General features: G+C 44.5%; 3 protein-coding genes. All 3 read right to left on the minus strand.

Features of this window, described 5'->3' with window-relative positions; all coding sequences use genetic code 11:
* Window positions 1-109: 109 nt before the first annotated feature.
* The 3 genes from ACOMHB_RS11525 to ACOMHB_RS11535 all read right to left on the minus strand — a co-directional run bounded on the left by ACOMHB_RS11525 (window position 110) and on the right by ACOMHB_RS11535 (window position 24,139).
* Window positions 110-8,299 carry a hypothetical protein gene (locus ACOMHB_RS11525; RefSeq protein WP_448216712.1) on the minus strand — a complete coding sequence of 2,730 codons (8,190 nt, stop codon included), beginning with the start codon at window positions 8,297-8,299 and terminating at the stop codon, window positions 110-112.
* A 634-nt stretch (window positions 8,300-8,933) separates the two neighbouring features.
* On the minus strand, window positions 8,934-17,264 hold the full coding sequence (locus ACOMHB_RS11530) for a hypothetical protein (protein WP_448216713.1): 8,331 nt from the start codon (window positions 17,262-17,264) through the stop codon (window positions 8,934-8,936).
* Between the two features lie 350 nt (window positions 17,265-17,614).
* Entirely contained in the window at window positions 17,615-24,139 is a 6,525-nt protein-coding gene (locus ACOMHB_RS11535; RefSeq protein WP_448216714.1) for a hypothetical protein, read from the minus strand.
* Window positions 24,140-24,472: the final 333 nt, after the last annotated feature.

Raw genomic sequence — 24,472 nt, forward strand, 5'->3', positions numbered from 1 at the left:
TTCAGGATGTAGCAAGAGTGGCTTTGTAGCTAAGCGTAAACTGAACACATGCCTTCAATTTACGGATTTGGTCTTCCTGCTATTCCTGCTGATTAGTTAATTAATGAAGTTACATGCCTTTTAGTTTTTCAAAAAGCTCGAAATGATAATCTGCCTTTTGCTTCTCGCCCAGAAATAAGGCGGAAGTGGCTGAGATCGAGTGTAAAAAGGCCAGCCAGCTAGAAAGATCTATATTGTATTGTTTGAATGCATTGATCATTGCCTCCCGGTTATCATCGTACATAACCGTTAGATCGGCGGTTGCCAGAAGTGCCAAGAAAGCTTTTTTCATTGGTTTATTTTCTTCGATTTTCTTTGTCATTATCTCACTCCAGAACAGATCCCTTTCGTTTTCAAGGCTATCATTGAGGGTCTCGTAAGCCCATAAATAATAATGAATCAGGGCTGACTTTTTACGATGCTTATTCAAAAGAGCATTCGTTATAGCCTCGTAATTTGGGTGAGATTCCAGCCTGGGCAGGTTATAAACGAATTCATCCAAACCGGTTTCAGGTTGTGGTGTTTCCTGTTGTTCTTTCAACAATGTTGTATAGTCGAACCAGCTTAGCTTATAGCTTGCAATACTCTCTGATAATTGATCACTGTCAGAAACTGTTGCCTCGTATGGTGTATCCAACAGATCTGATTTATTGAATAAAAAAGCTTTGACAAGGCTTAAATACTTTTTAATACTTTCTGGCCTGTCACCATTCTCGATTTCACTGTCCAGAAAAATACCATAATACTCTGGTCTTTCGCTAATGGATACCTGTCTTGTTTTATCTAGTGGTTTCAGAAGTATTCCCTCAATACTGTCTGGATCATTTGTCCTGGGAAATAGCGCATTTTCAGCTTCAGGACCGTCATTGCTGAACAGAAACTGGATGCGATAGTTTGCAGGGCAACTCAAAAGGTACTTTGTGAGCATTGTCGGCCAACCAGCCTGTGGGATATGCAGAAGGTTAAACCGTTTATCAGTAAAGATTCTGATGGCTGTTTCGGCCGAAAAACGTACACCAAGTAAAGAACTTGCCAGCAAACCGGGCAAAATTTCCGTAACAATCTTTCCCGCTTCAATAAAAATCTTCTCTCCTGGTCTTTTGGTCGATGTGTATTGAATAACAGGCTTATAGATTGAGTCTTTTTGCCAGGTTTCTGATGTCTCGTTCTGATAATACTGGTAGTGGTTTGCTAGTCGCATAAATACCAGAGATTCCAGATAACCACCATAATGAAAGCCAATTTCACGTGCTTTCATAAAATGATTATGAGCACTGATCAGGACGCTTTTGCGATCGGTTAATATTATCTTCTGGTGATCAGAACCTACTTTTGCTTCCAGAAGTGTCAATCCAGCTAGACAATGAAGCCAGCCTGACATCTGTAAAGATTGATAATCCAATTTACCCTCGTATTGGTTTAACTGCTGTTTTAATTTCCGATAGCCAACTTTTCTGGCTTGCTCGGTAGCAAGAATAAAAATACTTTCGTCTCCATCCCAGAACTTTTTCACGCTGTCATTTTTAAAGACAACATAGTCCATGACTTTTGATTGCATATTATGGGAAGCAGTCTTGACCGGCTTATACCATACAGAGTTCTTTAACCCGGTGCCTAATATTTTCCAGCCCATTGAGTTAGCCTGGAGTTTTTTTGCCTTTTCTGCATTTACACCGATAAGAGTGAGAATATGCTGGTGAACCAGCAAAAGAATGTTATAAAACGAATGGCTATCTTCGGTAACCAGTTCGCGAGACAAGCCAATTAATTTTGTCAAAAATTGTAAGTCATGACCAAAATGCATAGCGGTTAAGAGAGCCTGGTTATCGAAGGATTGGGTTTTAAGATGAGGGAGGGCCAGCTCTGCTTCTGGTGATGCACCAACCAGATGAAAAGCAAGCTCTATAACATCTGCCATTGCCCGATTTTCAGGTTCACTATCTTCAGAGAGATTCCTCTGGGCTTTTTTCAGGTATGTGGGGAGCTCCGTGTCTAATTCAGGGCCAATTATAGAAAAGACAATGGTCAATATGGATAGGTCCAGGCAAATAAAATCAATCAATTCCGTTCGGTCAGTGGCGAAGTAAAGTATCAATCTTAATGCTGCTTCTGTTCTTTCTTCCGCCTCTAATACTGTTTCCCTTAGCGTATCGTCTACCGCCTCCTCTACCGCTTCCTCTACCGCTTTCGCTTTCTCGTCCGTTAACACTTCTATTATCGTATGCGCTGCCGCTTTAGCTGCGTCTACCAGCTTACCTATCGCCGTTACCACCTCTGTCGATATCTCCAACCCTGTAGCGTTCGACTTCGTTATTAGTGTCAGTTTCCTTGTTGCTTTCGTTAACGCCATCGCTTTCTCTTTTGCGGTCGCCTTCACTTTTACTATCTCGTTCGCTAACTCGTTCTCGTTCTCGTTCGCTACCGCTACCGCTACTGCTATGGCTACTTCTACTATGGCTTCTTCTGCCGCTTTCTTGGCCTCAATTGCTGCCACTGAGGCTGACTGAGACGATTCCCCTTGTTCATGCTGTTCGTTTAGCAGATACGCGGTATTTGTAAATAGCTGGCTCAATCGATTCAATACAACATCAACTGCACCATCAGGACCTTTTACCGGAAGCTCCTCCAGAAATTCTCTTAGTATATGTATAGAAGGTGTTAGCCTGCCTGGAATCTTGCTTTGCGGGTTTTTGAGGTAAGTGTCGGCATCAAAGGCCAGTTTCAGTGCGAAAGGCTTTGGAATCAGCACCAGCCATTTGAGTAATAGTCCGGCCAGAACCGGTGTATCTGCGCGCGATTCTAATAAAAACTCAATAGACTGTGATACCCCGGAGAATGCAGAGCAATAGGCCTGGATTACTTGATTAGGCTTTCTTCCCATGCCATGTTCAAAAAACAGAAAGAGCATCGAGGCATAAGGGAAGTTAAGATCTTTGGACACTAAAATAGACTCCCTTATCTTTATCGCGTTGAGTCTGGCTTCCGGGCTAAAGGACAGTTCAATAGTTTTGTTGTCATCTGACATTTTGGCCCCTATCATGGCCAGTGCCTTCAGAAAATAGTAATAACCTGTTCCCAGCTTGTTTGTTGAGTTATTGCTATTTTTTACCAGAGCCTTTCTGAATGCGGTAATGCGGTCTTCTACCTGTTGCAAAAATCTTTTCGGGTTTTCCTGCATAAATCTGACTTCCTGAATAATGTTGTTATCCAGCTGAAATAAATACTGGTTATGTAGTTGTTCATTGAATAGTCCTTTTGATGGTTGAATGCCTGGCTTCAGTTCTGTTGACTGTCTGGCTGCATTTACGGTTCTTTTTGCTTTTTCAGAGTTTGTAGCTGTTCCAGATGATAGCTGCGTTAAAGTGGATGGAGTGGGTGAAGCCTGAACCTTTTTGATTTGGATAAAATCTCTTGAAAGCAGAAAAGATCGGGCAAGAATCCAGTCTTTTATTAAATTGGATCTGGACTTTTTAATCGCTTTATTGCTTATTTTTTCATGATGCCGGTCAAATCTTTCCTTTTCTGTCTTGCTGTCTTTGCTTAACGAAGTTTTGAGATAGCTTTCCCAAAAACCCACTTTCCAAAAGGCTATGAATCTGGGTTGATGATTTTTGAGCAATTGTCCGGTGCGCTCAGTATCCATGAATGCCTTCAGGTCAGTCATGGCCAGCACATATGGGAAACACGATATATCAATGACCTGAGATTTTTTTTTCAAGGCTCCCTTGATTTGCAGGGCGTTGAGGCTGTACGACCAAAGTTCATTATGAATCTGACCGACTGCGGGTTCTTTTTTTTTCTCAAGTATCAGTATCAGTGACCCGATGGTTTGTTGCAGCTCCCGAGTCCTGGGATGAACTGCTTTCAGGGCTGTTAATATAGAGGGGGTATCCGGTTGTCTCAGGGCATTGACAATGTGCTTCACTTCTCTGCCTTTGTCTGAGAGTTCTGACTCTTTGGCTAAGCCTTGCTCAATCCTGGTCAGGGTGGTGACGTCTGTATCCTGATAGAGCTGCTCCAGAAATCCACCACTCAACAGGCCTTCAACCTTCACCTGATTGATGCTGGTTTGTCTGGAAGCCATGCTGCGTAACAGCCGGTTTACAGGTTCTATCTGGGGCCAGCCTGCCGGATGTTGGTTGTGTAATTGCATCGCGATTAATAATTGGTAGGCAAGCGGTATACCGGCAAGGGCCGCCGGTAACAGCAGCTCGAAAGCATTTTCATAGATCTGAAGTGCTTCCGGTTTTCCGGATGGGATTTTTTGGTTCAGAATGAACAACGCCTGAATCAGTTGTGCATAGGGAAAGTGGTTTTCATAAGCAGCCTGTTCTAACCCTGAGCGCTGTTGACTGTCCGGGGTATTTGCCATATTGATGGTGATGACCGGTTGCTCACCGGATGTATCTGCAGAAGCCCCTGAACAAGACAGTATTTGCAGGGTTTTTGTTTTTCCTTCCTTAAGTTGATTTTGCAGTGTATTGAATTCTATATCGGACGCAGGGTTTTCTTTAGAGGCTTCGTTTTCTTCAAAGCCTTCGCAATCTTGTGCCTTTGTTGCCCTATTCAGCTCACTCGGGAAGTTATAATCCATCTCCTTAAGCCAGTTTGATATTTCTATGGACTGAGACAAAGCCGTTTCGAAATCGATCGTATCGGAAATTGACTTTTTGGCGGAGGTTTCGTTTTTTTTCTTTTTTGAATGTTCAGCCAGGACTGGTGCCACTGGCTTACTGTCATGAGCTACTGTAGAGTGTTCATCGCTCGCATCATTTTCTGTCTTATTCTCTACATTAATAGTGCTTTCCTGTTCGTTGTCAGGTTGTGGCTTGATATAAGGCATCAGAAATTCGGGTAACCTGGATGATTTTGAGTAGCTGCTGAACACTGACTGCTGAATAATCTCCTCAACCTGTCGTTGAGTGTCACTTGCGAGCAAGATCTTTAATACATTTTGAGCATTTTGCGCCTGTCGCTTTGTTGCATTACTACCCGGGTAAGTTTGATCAAGTTGCGTGTCCTGAAGTAGTTTTTCAACTATAGCGGGCAGGCTTGGCATAAGCAGTTTGGAACCCTTGGCAAAAGGTTCTACACGGATGAAATCGAAGTACCCGTCAGGACCGGCAGAAATATTGATTGATATGATTCGCCACTCTTTTGCTTTGCAACGGCTCAACCCCATGGCCTTTTCATTGTTTTTATCAGGATAGCCGTTGATCTTTACGGTGTTCCTTAGCCGTCTGCGCTGCGATTTTTTTGGGTTTAAAACCATAGTGTGAATATTGCTGCGCCTAACGATGGTACCAGACAGATCGCTTCTTAGTTTACTCTCTATAGACTCCGAAATGGTTTCCAGATTTTTGATATCCCTGACTGCCAATTCAATATCATTGGTAACAGGTATCTTGCCAATTTCGGTGGGTTTAACCACTGATGAAAGATGTTGCGACCTGGCTAAACCCCCATAAACAAGAGCATCTCCAGTATCGGATAAAACACTTTCGATTTCTGCATAGGTTTTTTTAAAAACAGGTGCGAGCACCAACAGTGCAGGAATTACATAGCGGATATCCTGTTTTTTTACTAAAAATGCGCCCTCGAAACAGGCTTTTAAATGATTATCCAAAGATTTCATTTTGTTGTTTATCGTTGATGCCGAGAGATCTGGAGCTATAAAGGCGATATAGTTACTGGCAGAGTTTTCCCAGAAAAAAATCACGGCTCCAAGCAGGTTTTTGCTAATGTAAAAAGTTTCATCGATAGTCTCTGTATCATCGAACAGGTAACAAACAAGGCGTAATTTATTGTAAAAACTGAGTAGGTTATGTCCGTGTTCTCCCTCTATGAATCTATCGGGTGCAGTAAACGCTTGTTTTAGCTGTTTGCTGGCCGATTTTATGGACGCCTCTTTTAGCTGATCGCTGGTAGATTTTATGGCGTTGCAATGAAGACTTTCCCGGCATAATAAAATGTCTTTTTGCCATTGTGGAAACAACTCCCACAAAGCATTTTCAAACTCACTGTCTTGCAGCCATTGGTTTTCCTCTTCGTTTAATTGGGATCGGATCAGGAAGTGAGTGAACCACAGGTTGCTGTCACTGTGATGAAACAGTCTTACAGCGTGATTCTCGTGAAACAGGAACGTATGACAATCTTCAAGCCCTTTCAGAGGTTGTTGAGGCATGTGATCATGTTTTATATCATGGCTATAACAGCGATATTTCTGACCGTCAGGAACGATGGCCAGTATAGAGTTTTGCAGGGCTTTTGATGCCAGCACCAGGTGTTGTTGGTTTTTTGGATCAAAACCCCGGAGCATCTGGTTATATAATGCTTCACTTTCACTGTCAGGTGGTTGGCATTGACGGGCCAGGGTTTCAAAATTTTCACTGGTTGTGATATCGAGGTGCTCTGGAAGAAAATCCGAGCCATGGATTACTCTTCCAGGCCAAAGTCCGCAGTGTCTGTAAAAATGCAATAGATGTTTAAGCAAGGATGTTGAGTGCACTGCGTCTGCTGGTGTGACCGGATGGTTACCGCCCGGTGGTGGCTCGTTGTCGTCAATATTGTTCCTGCCGTCAGGGCTCGCAGTTCGTCTACTTTTGTTGCCACTTTGTTCGGCTTTTTGTGCAGAGGGATTACTCGGGCAGGACTGAGATTCAGGCGGTCCATTATTTCCCTGGACACCAGAAGCAGTCATTATGCCTGATACAAACCCTGTAGAAGAGAGTGACATATCTGGCTGATGAGGGATGGCAGGAGGATTAAAGCCGTCGAACACGTTGCTTGTTTCGGGCACCAAAGCCAATGGGTTTCCGTTTGTTTGATGGCTAAAAAAAGGTGATACACGACCGGAAAAGTATGAGTGGACAGGGTGGCCCGGAAACTCACGGTTTAAATAGGTCAATACATTGTTCAGTAACTCAGGCTGCCGTTTAACAAACTGGTAAAGTGAACCAGGGTCGCTCAGAATCTGCTCCCTTACCAGGGCACTGAGGCTTTTCGGGATGGGTGATGTGAACCCTGAGAGAATTCCCCGCCACTGATAGAGATTAAAGGGCGTATTGGTCACCGTGCTCATAAGCAGGGCAGCCAGGTTGAGATGCTCACTTTCTACCAGGGTGCCAATCTCTGGTCCATCCCAACCGGCGTAATGATCCTCGACATTATAAGGGGCATCAGCGAACCGCATCAGCAGCACCGGGTCACCTGCTCCCCAGAAATGGTATTTCCGATGTCTGTCGTTGCGGGCGATGAACAAAGAAGATCCCGACCAGGCCGGGTAGGTATCATTGCCGGGCGATACCTTTTCCAGTGCCCAGAGGTTAAAGTACTTCCCGGTCATGAGTGTCGGGCCAGGGTTTATTGCAGTCTCGGGAATGCCAGGTTGATAAACCCAGTTTTGATCTGACCACTGATAAAGCCAGTGATTATTTTGGCAAGCGTGTATTTTTTCTTTGTCAGCTGGCTTGCTTTTATTGGGTTCTCCAAACAACTTATCGTGGGAAGAGAGGCAGTGAATAGCCTGATTGACCCGCTTGATATAACTACTGTCCAAAGCGGTTTGCCCGTCAGCGCTGATACTGTCTTTTCCAGCCAGTTCGGGCAATAGCCAGGGTTTTGCGTGATTCAGCGGGAAATCAATAAGAACGCTCTGACACTTTTTATGTTCTGTAAGCGGATTGGTCTGGCAGATAATAGCCTGCAGGCGATTCTGCTGACTTTCTCGCCAGGGACGCAGGAAAAGGGTACTGGTATGGGTGTCGTTTAGTAGTTTCCAAAGCGACAGCCAGGCAGACAGAGAATCACCCTCGACGGCCTGAGTCTCTGACGATGATGTCGAGGGTGAGGCCGTAATCTGCCAGACAGGATGATTTTCGATACAAGTGGTTTGAATTGACAGTTGGCCTTTCAGCAAAGAGTGATCGATCATCACCGGATGAGGGTTGCAATCGGGGGCATCACCAAAAGCCCGGGACAGTGAGGGAAATCCGCGACTGAAAGAAGGGTAGGGTACGGTTGAAGGAGGAAGCAGCTTTGCTAACAGAAACCCGGGCAGATGACTCAACCATTGATTCTGGAAAAAAAGGGACAGCTTTTTGGGGCTGCCAACGTCGTGTATTACGTGATAATGGTTACCCAGCTTGAGGTGGAAATTATTGGCTTTAAATCCGGCGTAGAGACCCAAAAAGCGGATTTCTGGTGCCTTGTACCCGGGTTCGTTCTGGTGGCCGGAGGCATGACCTGTTTGTACGTTCATTGCAATCATGAACAGCAGCGAAACAATGAGAAGTTTTAACAGTCTTCTGTGACAAACAAGCATAGAATTGCCGTAGATCCCATTTGATAATTATTAATTTGTCAATCAGAGTTGACCTGTTAAATAACAGTTTTTATTAATACTGATTGAATGAATTGTTCTGGTCTCTATGGAGACTGAGGAAAAATAGCAGTGGGTTCATGATGTAGCAAGAATGGTCCCGCGTTCGGTTTGGCTGCTGGTTTCGAATCTTGTGATAACGTTTTTATGTTGCTGCTGAAGGTAGCGGCTCTGTTTCCGGAGGTGAGGCTGGCAACTTCGGGTTAAAGCAGCAGACTCAATAATTATACGACAAAAATCTATTTGCTAAATTGATATACGATTGAGAATCGTACGTCAGTTTGTTTCATGTTCATTGATGAATTCTTTTGGGCCGTCGAAGTTGAAATGAGTGGCAACCGTAGGGTGCCTAACACTAATATTTTTCAGAAGGTTTTCATCCTTTAAGGCGTTTATAGCTTTGGTGACAACAACAGGCGAATAGCTTCAGCCAATTAAACTGAGTTGGAACGCAGAGGGATGGAAAAAGTTGGTATTCAGATAGATGAGAATAAGGGGGCTGTTACTTAATGACTTAATATTCTGTCAAGGCTCTAAAATGCTCGAGATAATGGTGATCTTTCTTTAGGTCGTCTCCCAGAAAAGAGGCGATTTCAGCCGATATACAGTGAAATAAAGACAACCAGGAATTAAGATCTTTTTTGTATTTTTTAAATGCGGTGCACATAGCCTCCCGGTTATCATCGTACATAGCCGTTAGATCAGCGGTTGCAAGAAGTGCGAAAAAAGCCTTTTTTATTGGTTCATTTTCTTCAATCTTCTGTGTCATTATCCTATTCCAGAACGAATACCGTTCGTTGTTACGACTATCATTGAGGATCTCGTAAGCCCATAAATAATAGTGAATCAGGGCTGACTTTGTGCGATGTTTTTTCAAAAGAGCATTACTGATAGCCTCGTAATTTGGGTGAGACTCCAGTCTGGGCAGGTTATAAACGAATTCATCGAAACCGGTTTCAGGTTGTGGTGTTTCCTGTAGTTCTTCCAACAATGCTGTATAGTCAAGTCGGCGTAGCTTATAGCTTGCAGTACTCTCTGATAATTGATCACTATCAGAAACTGTTGCCGGTGTTTCCAGCAGATCTGATTTATCTAATAAAAAAGCTTTGACAAGGCTTAAATACTTTTTAATACTTTCTGGCCTGTCGCCATTTTCGATTTCACTGTCCAGCCAAATACCATATTGTTCTGGTCTTTTTTCAGTGGCAAATTGCCTGGTTCTCTCCATTGGTTCCAGAAGTATTCTTTCAATACTGTCAGGATCACTTATCCTTGGAAATAACGCTTCTTCAACTTCAGTGACATCATTGTTGAAGACAAACTGTAAGCTATGGTTTACGGGGAGAATTAAAAAGTGCTTTGCGATCAGTGTCGGCCAACCAGCTTGAGGCATCTGCAGAAGATTAAACCGTTCATTAGTAAAGATTCTGATGGCTGCTTCAACGGCAAAACGTACACCATATAGAGAGCTTGATAATAGCCCGGGCAAGATGTCCGTGACAATTTTACCCGCGTCTATAAAGATCTTATCCCCTGGTTTTTTGATCGATGCGTATTGAATAACAGGCTTATTGGTCAGATCTCTTTGCCAGGCTTCTGATGTCTCGTTCTGGTAATACTGGTAGTTGTCTAGCCGCATGTCCACCAGTGATTTCAGATAACCTCCATAGGGGAAGCCGAGATGACGTGCTTTTGCGAAATGCTCATGAGCAATGGTCAGTACTTTTTTGCGACCGGTCAATATTACCCGCTGGTCATCAGAACTTGTTTGTGCCTTCAGAAGCGTCAATCCAGCCAGGCAATGAAGCCAGCCTGACATCGCTGTAGATTGAGAATCCACTTTTCCCTCATATTTGTTTAACTGCTGTTTTAATTTTTGATAGCCAATTTTTCTGGCTTGCTCAATAGCAACAAGAAAAGTATTTTCGTCTCCATCTGTGAAATTTTTTACGCTGTCGCTGTTAAAGACAACATGGTCTATGACTTTTGATTGCATATTATGTGCAACAGCCTTGACTGGCTTATGCCATACATAGTTCCTAAAACATGTATGTAGTGTTTGCCAACCATCTGAGTCAACCTGAAGTTTTTTTGCCTTTTCTGCATTCCCACCGATAAGCTCGAGAATATACTGGTGAACCAGCAAAAGAATGTTGTAAATATACAATTTGGTATCTTGGGTAACCAGTTCGCGAGAAAAACCGATTAATTTTGTCAGAAGTTGTAAGTCATGACCGAAATGCATTGCGGTTAAAAGGGCCTGGGCATTGAAGGGTTGGGCTTTAAGACAAGAAAGGGTCGGCTCTGTTTCTGATGATACACTAACCAGATGAAAAGCAAGTTCTATAATATCTGCCATCATCTGATCATCAAAATTAGTATCTTTAGAGAGCTGCCTATGAGCCTTTTTCAGGTACTCGAAGAGTCCCGAGTGTGATTCAGAGCCAATTATAGAAAAAACAATGGTCAATGTGGATAAATCCAGGTAAACAAAATCAATCAATTCCGTTCGACCAGTAGCGAAGTACAGTACCAATCTTAATGTTGCTGCTCTACTCTCTGCCGTTTCCTTTACTGCTACCTTAACCGTCTCGTTTACCGTTTCGTCTATCGTTTCCTTAATTGCTTTCGCTTTCGCTTCCTTTAACCTTTCCAGAACCGTGATCGCTGCCGCTTTACCTGTCTCTGCCGCTTTATCTAACGCTGCCACTACCGCTGTCGTTTTATCTAACGCTGTCGCGTTCGAGTTCGTTTCTGCTGTCACTTTCTCTGTCGCTTCCGCCAGGGCTATCGCTTTCGCTTTGACGTTTGCTTTCGATTCCGCTATTGCTTCCGCTAACACTATAGCGTTTTCTGTTGAGTTCGAGTTCGAACACGAGCACGAGCTCGAGCACAAGTGCGAGTTTGCTTCTGCTATCGCTACCTCTATGGCTAATTCAGCTATGGCATCTGCTGCACTTGTCGTAGCTGCTTCTGCTGACACGGACTCAGTCGCTTTCGCTTGTTCATGCTGTACGTTTTGCAGATGCCGGGTATTGGTAAATTGCTGACCCATTCGATTCAAAACAACATCAACTGCGCCATCAGAGCCTTTTACCGGAAGCTGCTCCAGAAACTCTCTGAGTAGACGAATGGAAGGTGTTACCCTGCCCGGAATATTGACTTGCGGGTTTTTCAGGTAAGTCTCTGCATCAAAGGCCAGTTTCAGTTCGAAAGTCTTTGGAATCAGTATCAGCCACTTGAGTAACAGTCCGGACAGAACCGGTGCATATGTTTGCAATTCTAATAAAATCTCAATGGACTGTGACACCCCGGAGAATGCAGAGTAGAGGGCCTGCTTTGGTGTTTTAAGCTTTTCTTCCATACCATGTTCAAAAAACAGAGAGAGCATTGGAGCATAGGGGAAGTAATACTCTTTAGAGATTAAAATAGACTCTTTTATCTTTTTCGCGTTAAGTTTGACTCCCGGTCCAAAGGACAACTCAATAGTTTTGTTGTCATCTGACATTTTGGCCCCTATCAAGGCCAGTGCCTTCAAAAAGTGGTAATAACCTATTCCCAGCTTGTTTGTTGAATCATTGCCATTTTGTACCTGAGCTACGCTGAATGCTGTGATGTGCTCTTCTACCTGTTGCAAAAATAATTTCGGGCTTTTCTGCATAAATCTGACTTCCTGAATAATATTGTTATCCAGTTGAAGTAAATACCCGGTATGTACTTGTTCATTGTGTGGTCCTGTTGATGGTCGGATAACAGGCTTCATTTTTTTTGACTGCCTGGCCGCATTTACGGTTCTTTTTGCTTTTTCAGAATGTGTACCTGTTTTAGACGTTAGTTGCGCCGGAGTGGGGCAGGCAGGAGCCTCTTTGATTTGAATAAAGTCTCTTGAAAGCAGCAAAGAGCGGGCAAGAATCCAGTCTTCTATTAAATCGAGTCTGGACTTTTTAATCGCCTTGTTATTTATTTGGTTATGATGCTCGTCAAATATTTCCCTTTCAGTCTTGCTGTCTTTGCTTAACGAAGCCTTGAGATAGCTTTCCCAAAAACCCATTTTCCAAAAGGCTATGAATCTGGGTTGATGATATTTGAGCAGTTGTCCGGTTTGCTCAGTATCCATGAAGGCTTTCAGGTCAGTCATGGCCAGTACCTGTGGGAAATAAGATATATCCATGTGCTGAGGTTTTTTTTTCGAGGCGCCCTTAATTTGCAGGGCGTTGAGACTGTAAGACCAAAGTTCATTGTGAATCTGACCGACTGCGGGTTCTTTTTTTCTCTCCAGTATCAGTATCAGTGAGCCGATGGTTTGTTGCAGCTCCCGAGCCCTGGGTCGAACTGTTTTCAGGGCTGTTAATATGGACGCAGTATTTGGTTCTCTCAGGGCACTGACAATGTGCTTCACCTCTCTGCCTCTGTCTGAGAGGTCTGACTCTTTGGCTAACCCCTGCTCAATCCTGGTCAGGGTGATGGCGTCTGTATCCTGATAGAGCTGCTCTAGAAATCCACCGCTCAACAGGCCTTCAACCTTTATCCGGGTTAAGCTTGTCGCTCTGGAAGCCATGCTGCGTAGCAGCCGGTTGACAGGTTCCAGCTGGGGCCAGCCTGCCGGATGTTGGTTGCGCAATTGCATTCCGATTAATAATTGGTAGGCAAGCGGTATACCGGCAATGGCTGACGGTAACAGTAGCTCGAAAGCCTTCTCATAGATCTGCAGTATTTCTGATTTTCCAGATGGGCATTTCTGGTTCAGAATGAACAACGCCTGAACCAGTTGCGCATAGGGGAAGTGGTTCTCATAAGCCGCCTGCTCTAAGTCTTTGCGCGGTTGACTGCCCAGGGTATTGGCCAGGTTGATGGTGATGACCGGTTGGTCTGTGGATGTATCAGCAGATGCTCCGGAACAGGCCAGTATTTTCAGGGTTTTTGTTTTTCCGTCCTGCAGTTGTTTTTGCAGTGTATCGAATTCTGTATCGGGCGCAGGGTTTTCTGCAGGGGCTTTGCAATCTTGCGTCTTTATTGCCCTGTTCAGCTCGTCCGCAAAGCGATGATCCATCTCCTTAAGCCAGTTTGATATTTCTACGGACTGAGATAAGGCTGTTTCGAAATTGATCGTATTCGAGATTGACTTTTGGGCTGCGGTTTTATTCTTTCCTTTATTTGAGTGCTCAGCAGTATCAGGTGCCACTGCCTCGCTAATATGAGCAACTGTAGAGCGTTGATCATCAGGGCTTGCTTCTACTGTGATATCGTTTTTTTCCGGCACAGTGGCAATGTCGCTTATTTCTTGTTGTTTCTGTTCCTTCTCATGGGAATTGAAAGAAGAATCTTTTGTTATCGCCTCTGCACCTTCGGCATAATTAGCAGTAGAAACTGTTGCCTGTTCGTCAATATCACTATTGCTATCCAGTGCCTTGTCAGGTTCGGGCTTGATATAAGGAAGCAGAAATTCCGGTAACCCGGATGATTCTGAAGATCGGCTGAGCAGTGACTGTTGAATAATCGCCTGAACCTGTTGCCCAGTGTCACTCGCGAGTAAGATTTTTAATGCATTTTGAGCATTATGCATCCGTCGATTTGCATTAATACCCGGGTAGGTTTGATCAGGTTGCGTGTCCTGAAGCAGTTTTTCAACCAAAGCGGGCAGGCTTGGCATAAGCAGTTTGGAACCCCTGGCAAAAGGTTCTACTCGGGTGAAATCGAAATAGCCTTCAGGACCAGCAGAAATATCGATCGAGAAGATTCGCCATTTTTTTGCTTTGCAAGTGACGAACCCCATTGCCTTTTCATTGTTTTTACAGGGAGTGCAGCTGATCTTTACGTTATGCAGTAGCCGACTGTGCTGCAATTCTTTGGGGTTAGCTAAAATCATAGTATGAATGTAGCTGCGTGTTACGACGGTGCCAGCCAGTGCGCTGCTTAGCTGTTCCTCTAAAAAGGCCGAAATGGTTTCCAGACTTTTGATATTATCGACTGCCAAATCAATATTATTGGTAACAGGTAACTTGCCAAGTTCGGTAGGGCCAACCAATGACGAAAGATGTTGCCATCGTGCTAAACCACCATAAACAAGAACATTTCCAATATCGGATATAACTCTATCGACTTCTGTATAGGTTTTTCTAAAAACAGGTGCGAGCACCAATAGTGCAGGAATTACGTAGCGGATATCCTGTTTTTTTACTAAAAATGCGCTCTCGTAATAAGCTTTTACATGAATATCCAAAGATTGCATTTCGTTGTTTATTGCTGATGTGGAGAGATCGGGCGCTATAAAAGCGATATATTTACTGGCAGATTCTTCCCAGAAGAAAATCACCGCGCCAAGCACGTTTCTACTAATGTAAAACGTTCCATCGGGTTTCTCTGTAGCGTCGAACGGGTAACAAACCAAACCTAATTTATTATAAAACCTGAACAGGTTCTGTCCCTGTTTTCCCTGCATGAATTTATCGGGTGCAGTAAATGCCTGTTTTAGCACTCGGCTGGCAGATTTTATGGACCTCTCTTTTGGCTGTTCGCTGGTAGATTTTATGGCGTTGCACTGAAGACTTTCCCGGCATAACAAAATGTCTTTTTGCCATTGTGGAAACAGTTCCCATAATGCATTCTCAAAATCACTGTCTTGCAGCCATTCGTTTTCCTGCTTATTCAAGCAGGAGCTGATCAGGAAGTGGGTGAACCACAGGTTGTTGTCACTGAGATGAGACAGTTTTACAGCGTGATTTTCGTGAAACAGAAACGTAACGACATCTTCAAACTTGTCCAGTTGTTGAGGCGTACGATCATGGTAGTTGTGGGAGTGATATCCCTGACCATCAGAAACAAAAATCCGTATAGAATTTTCCAGTGCTTTTGATGCCAGAATCATGTGTCGTTGATTATTCGGATCAAAACGCCAGAACATCTGATTATATAATGTTTCACTATCGCAATCGGGTATTTGGCATTGATGGAACAGGGTTTCAAATTTTTTATTGGATGTGATACCAAGCTGTTCCGGAAGAAAATCCGATATATCACCTATTTTTTCAGGCCGGAGTCCAGCGCACCCGTAGAAATACAATAGATGGTTAAGCAAGGATTCTGAGGTTACTGCGTCTGCCAGTGTGACCGGGTGGCTGTCGTCCGGTGGTGGCGGCTCATTATCGTCAATATTATTCCTGCCGTCAGGGCTCGCAGTTCGTCTACTTTTGTTGCCACTTTGTTCCGCTTTTTGTGCAGAGTGATAACTCGGGCAGGATTGAGATTCAGGCGGTCCATTATTCCCCTGGACACCAGAAGCAGTCATTATGCCTGATACAAACCCTGTAGAGGGGAGTGACATATCTGGCTGATGAGGGATGGCAGGAGGATTAAAGCCGTCGAACGCGTTGCTTGTTTCGGGCACCAAAGCCAATGGGTTTCCGTTTGCTTGATGGCTAAAAAAAGGTGATACACGACCGGAAAAGTATGAGTGGACAGGGTGGCCCGGAAACTCACGGTTTAAATAGGTCAACACATTGTTCAGTAACTCAGGCCGCCGTTTAACAAACTGGTAAAGTGAACCAGGGTCGCTCAGAATCTGCTCCCTTACCAGGGCACTGAGGCTTTTCGGGATGGGTGATGTGAACCCTGAGAGAATTCCCCGCCACTGATAGAGATTAAAGGGCGTATTGGTCACCGTGCTCATAAGCAGGGCAGCCAGGTTGAGATGCTCACTTTCTACCAGGGTGCCAATCTCTGGTCCATCCCAACCGGCGTAATGATCCTCGACATTATAAGGGGCATCAGCGAACCGCATCAGCAGCACCGGGTCACCTGCTCCCCAGAAATGGTATTTCCGATGTCTGTCGTTGCGGGCGATGAACAAAGAAGATCTCGACCAGGCCGGGTAAGTATCATTGCCGGGCGATACCTTTTCCAGTGCCCAGAGGTTAAAGTACTTCCCGGTCATGAGTGTCGGGCCAGGGTTTATTGCAGTCTCGGGAATGCCAGGTTGATAAACCCAGTTTTGATCTGACCACTGATAAAGCCAGTGATTATTTTGGCAAGCGTGTATTTTTTCTTTGTCAGCTGGCTTGCTTTTATTGGGTTCTCCAAACAACTTATCGTGGGAAGAGAGGCAATCAATAGCCTGATTGACCGGCTTAATATAACTACTGTCCAAAGCGGTTTGCCCGTCAGCGCTGATACTGTCTTTTCTAGCCAGTTCGGGCAATAGCCAGGGTTTTGCGTGATTCAGCGGGAAATCAATAAGAACGCTCTGACACTTTTTATGCTCTGTAAGCGGATTGGTCTGGCAGATAATGGCCTGCAGGCGATTCTGCTGACTTTCTCGCCAGGGACGCAGGAAAAGGGTACTGGTATGGGTGTCGTTTAGTAGTTTCCAAAGCGACAGCCAGGCAGACAGAGAATCACCCTCGACGGCCTGAGTCTCTGACGATGATGTCGAGGGTGAAGCCGTAATCTGCCATACAGGATGATTTTCAATGCAAGTGGTTTGCACTGATAAGCGGCTTTTCAGCAAAGAGTGATCGATAATCACCGGATGAGGGTTGCAATCGGGGGCATCACCAAAAGCCCGGGACAGTGAGGGGAAGCCGCGACTGAAAGAAGGGTAGGGTACGGTTGAAGGAGGAAGCAGCTTTGCTAACAGAAACCCGGGCAGATGACTCAACCATTGATTCTGGAAAAAAAGGGACAGCTTTTTGGGGCTGCCAACGTCGTGTATTACGTGATAATGGTTACCCAGCTTGAGGTGGAAATTATTGGCTTTAAATCCGGCGTAGAGACCCAAAAAGCGGATTTCTGGTGCCTTGTGCCCGGGTTCATTCTGGTGGCCGGAGGTATGACCTGATTGTACGTTCATTTCAATTATGAATAGCAGGGCAATTAAGAGAAGTTTTAACAGTCTTCTGTGACAAACAAGCATAGAATTGCCGTAGATCCCATTTGATAATTATTAATTTGTCAATCAAAGTTGACCTGTTAAATAACAGTTTTTATTTTTACCGACTGTATTGTTTTGATATCCATGGAGTCTGAGAAAAAATAGCAGTGGGTTCAGGATGTAGCAAGAATGGTTCCGTGTTCGGATTGGCTGCTGGCTGCGAATCTTGTGATAACTTTTTTATGTTGCTGCAGTGAGCGGCTATGTCTACAGAGGCCAGACTGACAGCATCGGGTCAACGCAGTAAACTCAATCACTATGCGACAGAATCAACGGATCCGGTGCTTAATGATTTTATATTTTTTTGAGACTTCAAAATAAGTGGAATTGAAATCTGTATTTTGCGCCTCTTCCAGAATAGTGGCGATTTGGGCTGACATACAGTGATAAAAAGACAACCAGGAATTAAGGTCTTTTTTGTATGGTTTAAATGTGATGCTCATGGCCTCCCGGTTATCATCGTACATAACCGTCAGATCGGCGGTTGCCAGAAGTGCGAAAAAAGCCTCTCTCATTGGTTCATTTTCTTCAATCGCCTGTTTCATTATCGCGTTCCAGAACAGAACCTGTGCGTTGTAACGGCTATCAGTGATGGTATCGTAAGCCGACAAATAATAGTGAACCAGGGCAGAATTTGTGCGATGTTTTTCCAAAAGAGCATAACTTAAATCCATACAATTCGGGTGGGGTTGGTGCCAGGACAAGTTATAAAAGAATTCATCTAAATTGTTTTCAGAATGTGATGTTTCCTTCAACACTTCAAACAATTTTGTCCGGCTTAGCTTATAGCTGGCAATATCCTCCAACAATTTATCAATATCAGAAGCTGTTTTCCCAGATGATGTAGTCTGCACCTTTGATGTGTCCAATATAAAAGCTTTGACAAGACTTAAATACTTTTTAATATTTTCTGGCCTGTCACTATTTTCGATTTCACTGTCCAGCCAAATACAATATTGTTTTGGTCTTTCTTTAATTGTAAATTCCCTTTTTTTCTCCAGTGGCCTCAAAAGCATTCCTTCAATACTGCCTGGGTCAACTATCCTGGAAAATAACGCTTCTTCAACTTCAGGGCCATCATTGCTGAACACAAATTGGATGTTATGTTCAAAGGGGTTAATCAAAAAAAACTTTGCCATCAGTGCTGGCCAACCAGCCTGAGGAATATGCAGAAGATTAAACCGTTCATTAGTAAAGACTCTGATGGCTGCTTCAGTGGCAAAACGTACACCATGTAGAGAGCTTGCTAATAGCCCGGGCAAAATGTCCGTAACTATCTTACCTGCTTCAATAAAGATCTTTTCCCCGGGTTTTATGATCGATGAGTATTGAATAACAGGCTTATTGGCCAAGTCTGTTTGCCAGGCTTCTGATGTCTCGTCCTGATAATACTGATAGTCGTCTAGCCGCATAGCCACTAATGATTCCAGATAACCACCATAAGGGAAGCCGAGTTGACGTGCTTTCATGAAATGATCATAAGCACTGGCCAGTGCACTTTTGTGACCGGTCAACACAATAGTCTCTTTTAACTTTTTGGCGTTGAGTTTAATTTCCGGGCTAAAGGGCAACTCAATCGTTTCGTAATCCTCTGGTATTTTTGCCCCCATCAGTGTCAGTGCCTTTAGAAAATAGTAATAACCCATTCCCAGCTCGTTTGTCTGATTTTTATTTTTTAGTAAAGCCCTTCTGAATACAGAAATCTGCTTTTCCACCTGCGGCAAAAAAAATGCCGGGTTTTCCTGAATAAATTTGACTTCCAGAATAATCTTGTCATCCAGTTGAAACAAATTCTGGAGATGTTCTTCCCGATTGAATGGTCCTGCCGAGGGTCGGATACCTGGCTTCAGTGCTGTTGGTTGAGCGGCTGCGTTTGCGGTTTTTTTTGCTTTTTCAGGTTTTTTATCTGTTTCAGACGTTAGTTGTGCCGAAGTCGATGGAGTAGGGTGAGGCGGATCTTCTTTGATTTGAATAAAGTCTCTTGAAAGCAGCAAAGATCGGGCAAGAATCCAGTCTTCTATTAAATCGGGTCTGGACTTTTTAATCGCCTTATTATTTATTTGGTCATGATGCTCGTCAAATATTTCCTTTTCAGTCTTGCTGTCTTTGCTTAACGACGCTTTGAGATAGCTTTCCCAAAAGCCCATTTTCCAAAAGGCTATGAATCTGGGTTGATGATATTTGAGCAGTTGTCCGGTTTGCTCAGTATCCATGAATGCTTTCAGGTCAGTCATGGCCAGTACGTTTGGGAAATAAGATATATCCATGAACTGAGGTTTTTTTTTCGAGGCGCCCTTAATTTGCAGGGCGTTGAGGCTGTACGACCAAAGTTCACTGTGAATCTGACCGACTGCGGGTTCTTTTTTTCTCTCCAGTATCAGTATCAGCGACCCGATGGTTTGTTCCAGTTCCCGAGCCCCGAAGTGGATTGTCTTTAGTGCTGTTAGTGTGGAGGGGTTATCCGGTTCTCTCAGGGCATTGACAATGGCCTTTACTTGACTGCCTCTGTCTGAGAGGTCTGACTCTCTGGCTAACCCCTGCTCAATCCTGGTCAGGGTAGTGACGTCAGTATCCTGATAGAGCTGCTCCAGAAATCCACCTTTCAACAGGCCTTCAACCTTTATCTGGTTGAAGCTTGTCGCTCTGGTAGCCATGCTGCGTAACAGCCGGTTGACAGGTTCGATCTGGGGCCAGCCTGCCGGATGTTTGTTGTGTAATTGCATCCCGATTAATAATTGGTACGAAAGCGGTATACCGGCAATGGCTGCCGGTAACAGCAGCTCGAAGGTTTTTTCATAGATCTGAAGTACTTCTGGTTTTCCAGATGGGAGTTTCTGGTTCAAAATGAACAACGCCTGAACCAGTTGTGCATAGGGGAAGTGGCTCTCATAAGCGGCCTGTTCCAAGTCTCTGCGCTGCTGACTGCCCGGGGTATTAGTGAGATTGATGGTGATGACCGGTTGGTCACCGGATTTATCTGCAGAAGCTCCGGAGCAGGCCAGTATTTGCAGGGTTTTTGTTTTTCCGTCTTCCAGCTGATTTTGCAGTGTATTGAGTTCTGTATCTCGCGCAGGGCTTTCTTCAGGGGTTTCGCCTTCTCCTGTGGCATCGCAATGTTGCATCTTTATTGCCTTATTAAGCTCGTCCGGAAAGTTATAATCCATCTCTTTAAGCCAGTCTGATATTTCTACGGACTGTGACAATGCAGATTCGAAATTGATCTTATTCGGGATTGGCTTTTGTGCGGCGGTTTTATTCTTTCCCTTTTTTGACCCTTCAGCAGGATCAGGTGCCACCACCTTACTGTCATGAGCAACTGTAGAGTGTTGATCTCTGGCATCGTTTTCTGCCTTATTCTCTACCTTGATAGTGCTTTCCTGTTCATTGTAAGACTGCGGCTTAATATAAGGATGCAGAAATTCCGGTAACCTGGATAATTCTGAAGAACCGCTGAACACTGACTGTTGAATAATTGTCTGTACCTGTTGCTCAGCGTCACTTGATAGCAATATTTTCAATGCATTTCGGGCATTTTGCACCCGTCGATTTGCAACAATACCCGGGTAGGTTTGATCAGGTTGTGTGTCCTGAAGCAGTTGTTCAACCATAGCGGGCAGGCTTGGCATAAGCAGTTTGGAATTCCTGGCAAAAGGTTCTACACGCGTGAAATCGAAATACCCTTCAGGGCCAGCAGAAATATCGATCGATAAGATTCGCCATTTTTTTGTCTTGTAACGGACGTCCCCCAGTGTCTTTTCATTGTTTTTATCGTGAAGGCAGGTGATCTTTACGTTATGCAGTAGCCGTTTGCGCTGCAATTCTTTTGGGTTGGCTAGAGCCATAGCATGAATGTTGCCGCTTCTAACAATGGGGCCAGACAGGGTACTTTTTAGCTTTTTCTCTAAAGCGGCTGAAATGGTTTTCAGACTTTTGATATCCTCAACTGCCAAATCAATATCATTAATAACAGGGACCTTGCCAAGTTCGGTGGGCTTAACCAACAATGAAAGATGTTGCCACCTGGCTATACCCCCATAAACAAGAGCACCACCAATATCTGATATAACACTCCAGATTTCTGTATAGATGTTTCTAAAAACAGGTGCGAGCACCAATAGTGCAGGAATTACATAGCGGACATCCTGTTTTTTTACTAAAAAGGCGCCCTCGTAATAAGCTTTTACATGAATATCCAAAAATTGCATTTTGTAGTTTATTGTTGATGTCGAGAGATCCGGAGCTATAAGGGCGATATATTTACTGGCAGAATCTTCCCAGAAAAAAATCACTGCTCCAAGCAGGTTTTTGCTGATGTAAAATGTTCCGTCGGGGTTCCCTGTATCGTCGAACGGGTAACAAACAAGGCGTAATTTGTTGTAAAAACTGAATAGGTTGTGTCCGTATTCTCCCTGCATGAATTTATCGGGTGCAGTAAACGCCTGTTTTAGCAGCTTGCTGGCAGATTTTATAGTGTTGCACTGAAGACTTTCCCGGCATAATAAAATATCTTTTTGCCATTGTGGAAACAGCTCCCATAACGCATTTTCAAACTCACTGCCTCGCAGCCATTTGTTTTCCTGTTTGCTTAAGTGGGGGCGGTTCAGGAAGTGATTGAACCACAGGTCGTTGTCACCGTGACGGGACAGTCTTACCGCGTGATTCTCGCTAAAGAGGAACGTATGAATACCTTCAAACTCCTCCAGAGGCTGTTGAGGCGTATGAGCATGGTTTATATCATGGCTGTAGTAGCGATATTTCTGACCACCAGGCACGATGACCTTTATAGAATTTTGCAAGGCTTTTGATGCCAATTCCATGTGTTGTTGGTTTTTCGGATCAAAACCCTGGAGTATCTGGTCATATAATGTTTCACTGTCGCAGTCAGGTGGTTGGCATTCACTGACCAATGTTTCAAATCTTCCACTGGATTTAATATCAAGTTCTTCCTGAAGAAAATCGGACACACCAATCACTCTTCCGGGCCTGAGCTCGAAGCGCCGGTAAAAATACAATAGATGGTTAAGCAAGGATGCCGAAGATACTGCGTTTGCCAATGTGACCCGATGGCTGCCGCCCGGTGGTGGCTCATTGTCGTCAATATTGTTCTCACCATTTGATTTAGCACTTCGTTGACTTCTGTTGCTGCTTTGTTGCGCTTTTTGTTCAGAGGAAAAAGCCGGGCAGGATTGGAATTCAGGCAGTCCATTATTCCCCTGGACACCAGAAGCAGTCATTATGCCTGATGCAAACCCAATATAGGGGAGTGACATATCTGGTTGATGAGGGATGGCAGGAGGATGAAAACCGTCGAATGCGTTGCTTGTTTCGGGCACCAAAGCCAATGGTTTTCCGTTTGTTTGATGGCTAAAAAAAGGTGATACACGACCGGAAAAGTATGAGTGGACAGGGTGGCCCGGAAACTCACGGTTTAAATAGGTCAACACATTGTTCAGTAACTCAGGCCGCCGTTTAACAAACTGGTAAAGTGAACCAGGGTCGCTCAGAATCTGCTCCCTTACCAGGGCACTGAGGCTTTTCGGGATGGGTGATGTGAACCCTGAGAGAATTCCCCGCCACTGATAGAGATTAAAGGGCGTATTGGTCACCGTGCTCATAAGCAGGGCAGCCAGGTTGAGATGCTCACTTTCTACCAGGGTGCCAATCTCTGGTCCATCCCAACCGGCGTAATGATCCTCGACATTATAAGGGGCATCAGCGAACCGCATCAGCAGCACCGGGTCACCTGCTCCCCAGAAATGGTATTTCCGATGTCTGTCGTTGCGGGCGATGAACAAAGAAGATCCCGACCAGGCCGGGTAGGTATCATTGCCGGGCGATACCTTTTCCAGTGCCCAGAGGTTAAAGTACTTCCCGGTCATGAGTGCCGGGCCGGGGTTTATTGCAGTCTCGGGAATGCCAGGTTGATAAACCCAGTTTTGATCTGACCACTGATAAAGCCAGTGATTATTTTGGCAAGCGTGTATTTTTTCTTTGTCAGCTGGCTTGCTTTTATTGGGTTCTCCAAACAACTTATCGTGGGAAGAGAGGCAATCAATAGCCTGATTGACCGGCTTAATATAACTACTGTCCAAAGCGGTTTGCCCGTCAGCGCTGATACTGTCTTTTCTAGCCAGTTCGGGCAATAGCCAGGGTTTTGCGTGATTCAGCGGGAAATCAATAAGAACGCTCTGACACTTTTTATGCTCTGTAAGCGGATTGGTCTGGCAGATAATGGCCTGCAGGCGATTCTGCTGACTTTCTCGCCAGGGACGCAGGAAAAGGGTACTGGTATGGGTGTCGTTTAGTAGTTTCCAAAGCGACAGCCAGGCAGACAGAGAATCACCCTCGACGGCCTGAGTCTCTGACGATGATGTCGAGGGTGAGGCCGTAATCTGCCAGACAGGATGATTTTCGATACAAGTGGTTTGTATTGACAGTTGGCCTTTCAGCAAAGAGTGATCGATCATCACCGGATGAGGGTTGCAATCGGGGGCATCACCAAAAGCCCGGGACAGTGAGGGGAAGCCGCGACTGAAAGAAGGGTAGGGTACGGTTGAAGGTGGAAGCAGTTTTGCTAACAGAAACCCGGGCAGATGACTCAACCATTGATTCTGGAAAAAAAGGGACAGCTTTTTGGGGGTGCCAACGTCGTGTATTACGTGATAATGATTACTCAGCTTGAGGTGAAAGTTATTGGCTTTAAATCCTGCGTAGAGACCTAAAAAGCGGATTTCTGGCGCCTTGTACCCAGGTTCATTCTTGTAGCTGGAGGCATGACCTGAATGTACGTTCATTTCAATCGTGAATAGCAGCGCAATTAAGTGAAGTTTTAACAGTCTTCTGTGACAAACAGGCATAGAGCTGCCGTAGACCCCATTTGATAATTTGTTAATCAGAGTTGACCTGTTAAATAACAGCTTTTATTGATACTGATTGAATAAATTGTTCTGATCTCTACGGAGACTGAGAAAAAATAGCAGTGGGACCAAGATGTAGCAAGAGTGGCTTTGTATCTGCGTGAATAGCTTTTAATGGGGTTTATGTAATTCTGCCGAACGCTGGGTTGTAGATCCCTTATTTGACTGGTTAGAAAACTATCGCCGTTTATAGAAAATAATGAGCGTAAA

This window comes from Endozoicomonas sp. 2B-B (assembly GCF_053470045.1).

What these genes read in the sequence shown, in the direction of transcription:
- ACOMHB_RS11525 (WP_448216712.1), bottom strand. Translation starts at nt 8,299, where the DNA reads ATGAACGTACAAACAGGTCATGCCTCCGGCCACCAGAACGAACCCGGG.
- ACOMHB_RS11530 (WP_448216713.1), bottom strand. Translation starts at nt 17,264, where the DNA reads ATGAACGTACAATCAGGTCATACCTCCGGCCACCAGAATGAACCCGGG.
- ACOMHB_RS11535 (WP_448216714.1), bottom strand. Translation starts at nt 24,139, where the DNA reads ATGAACGTACATTCAGGTCATGCCTCCAGCTACAAGAATGAACCTGGG.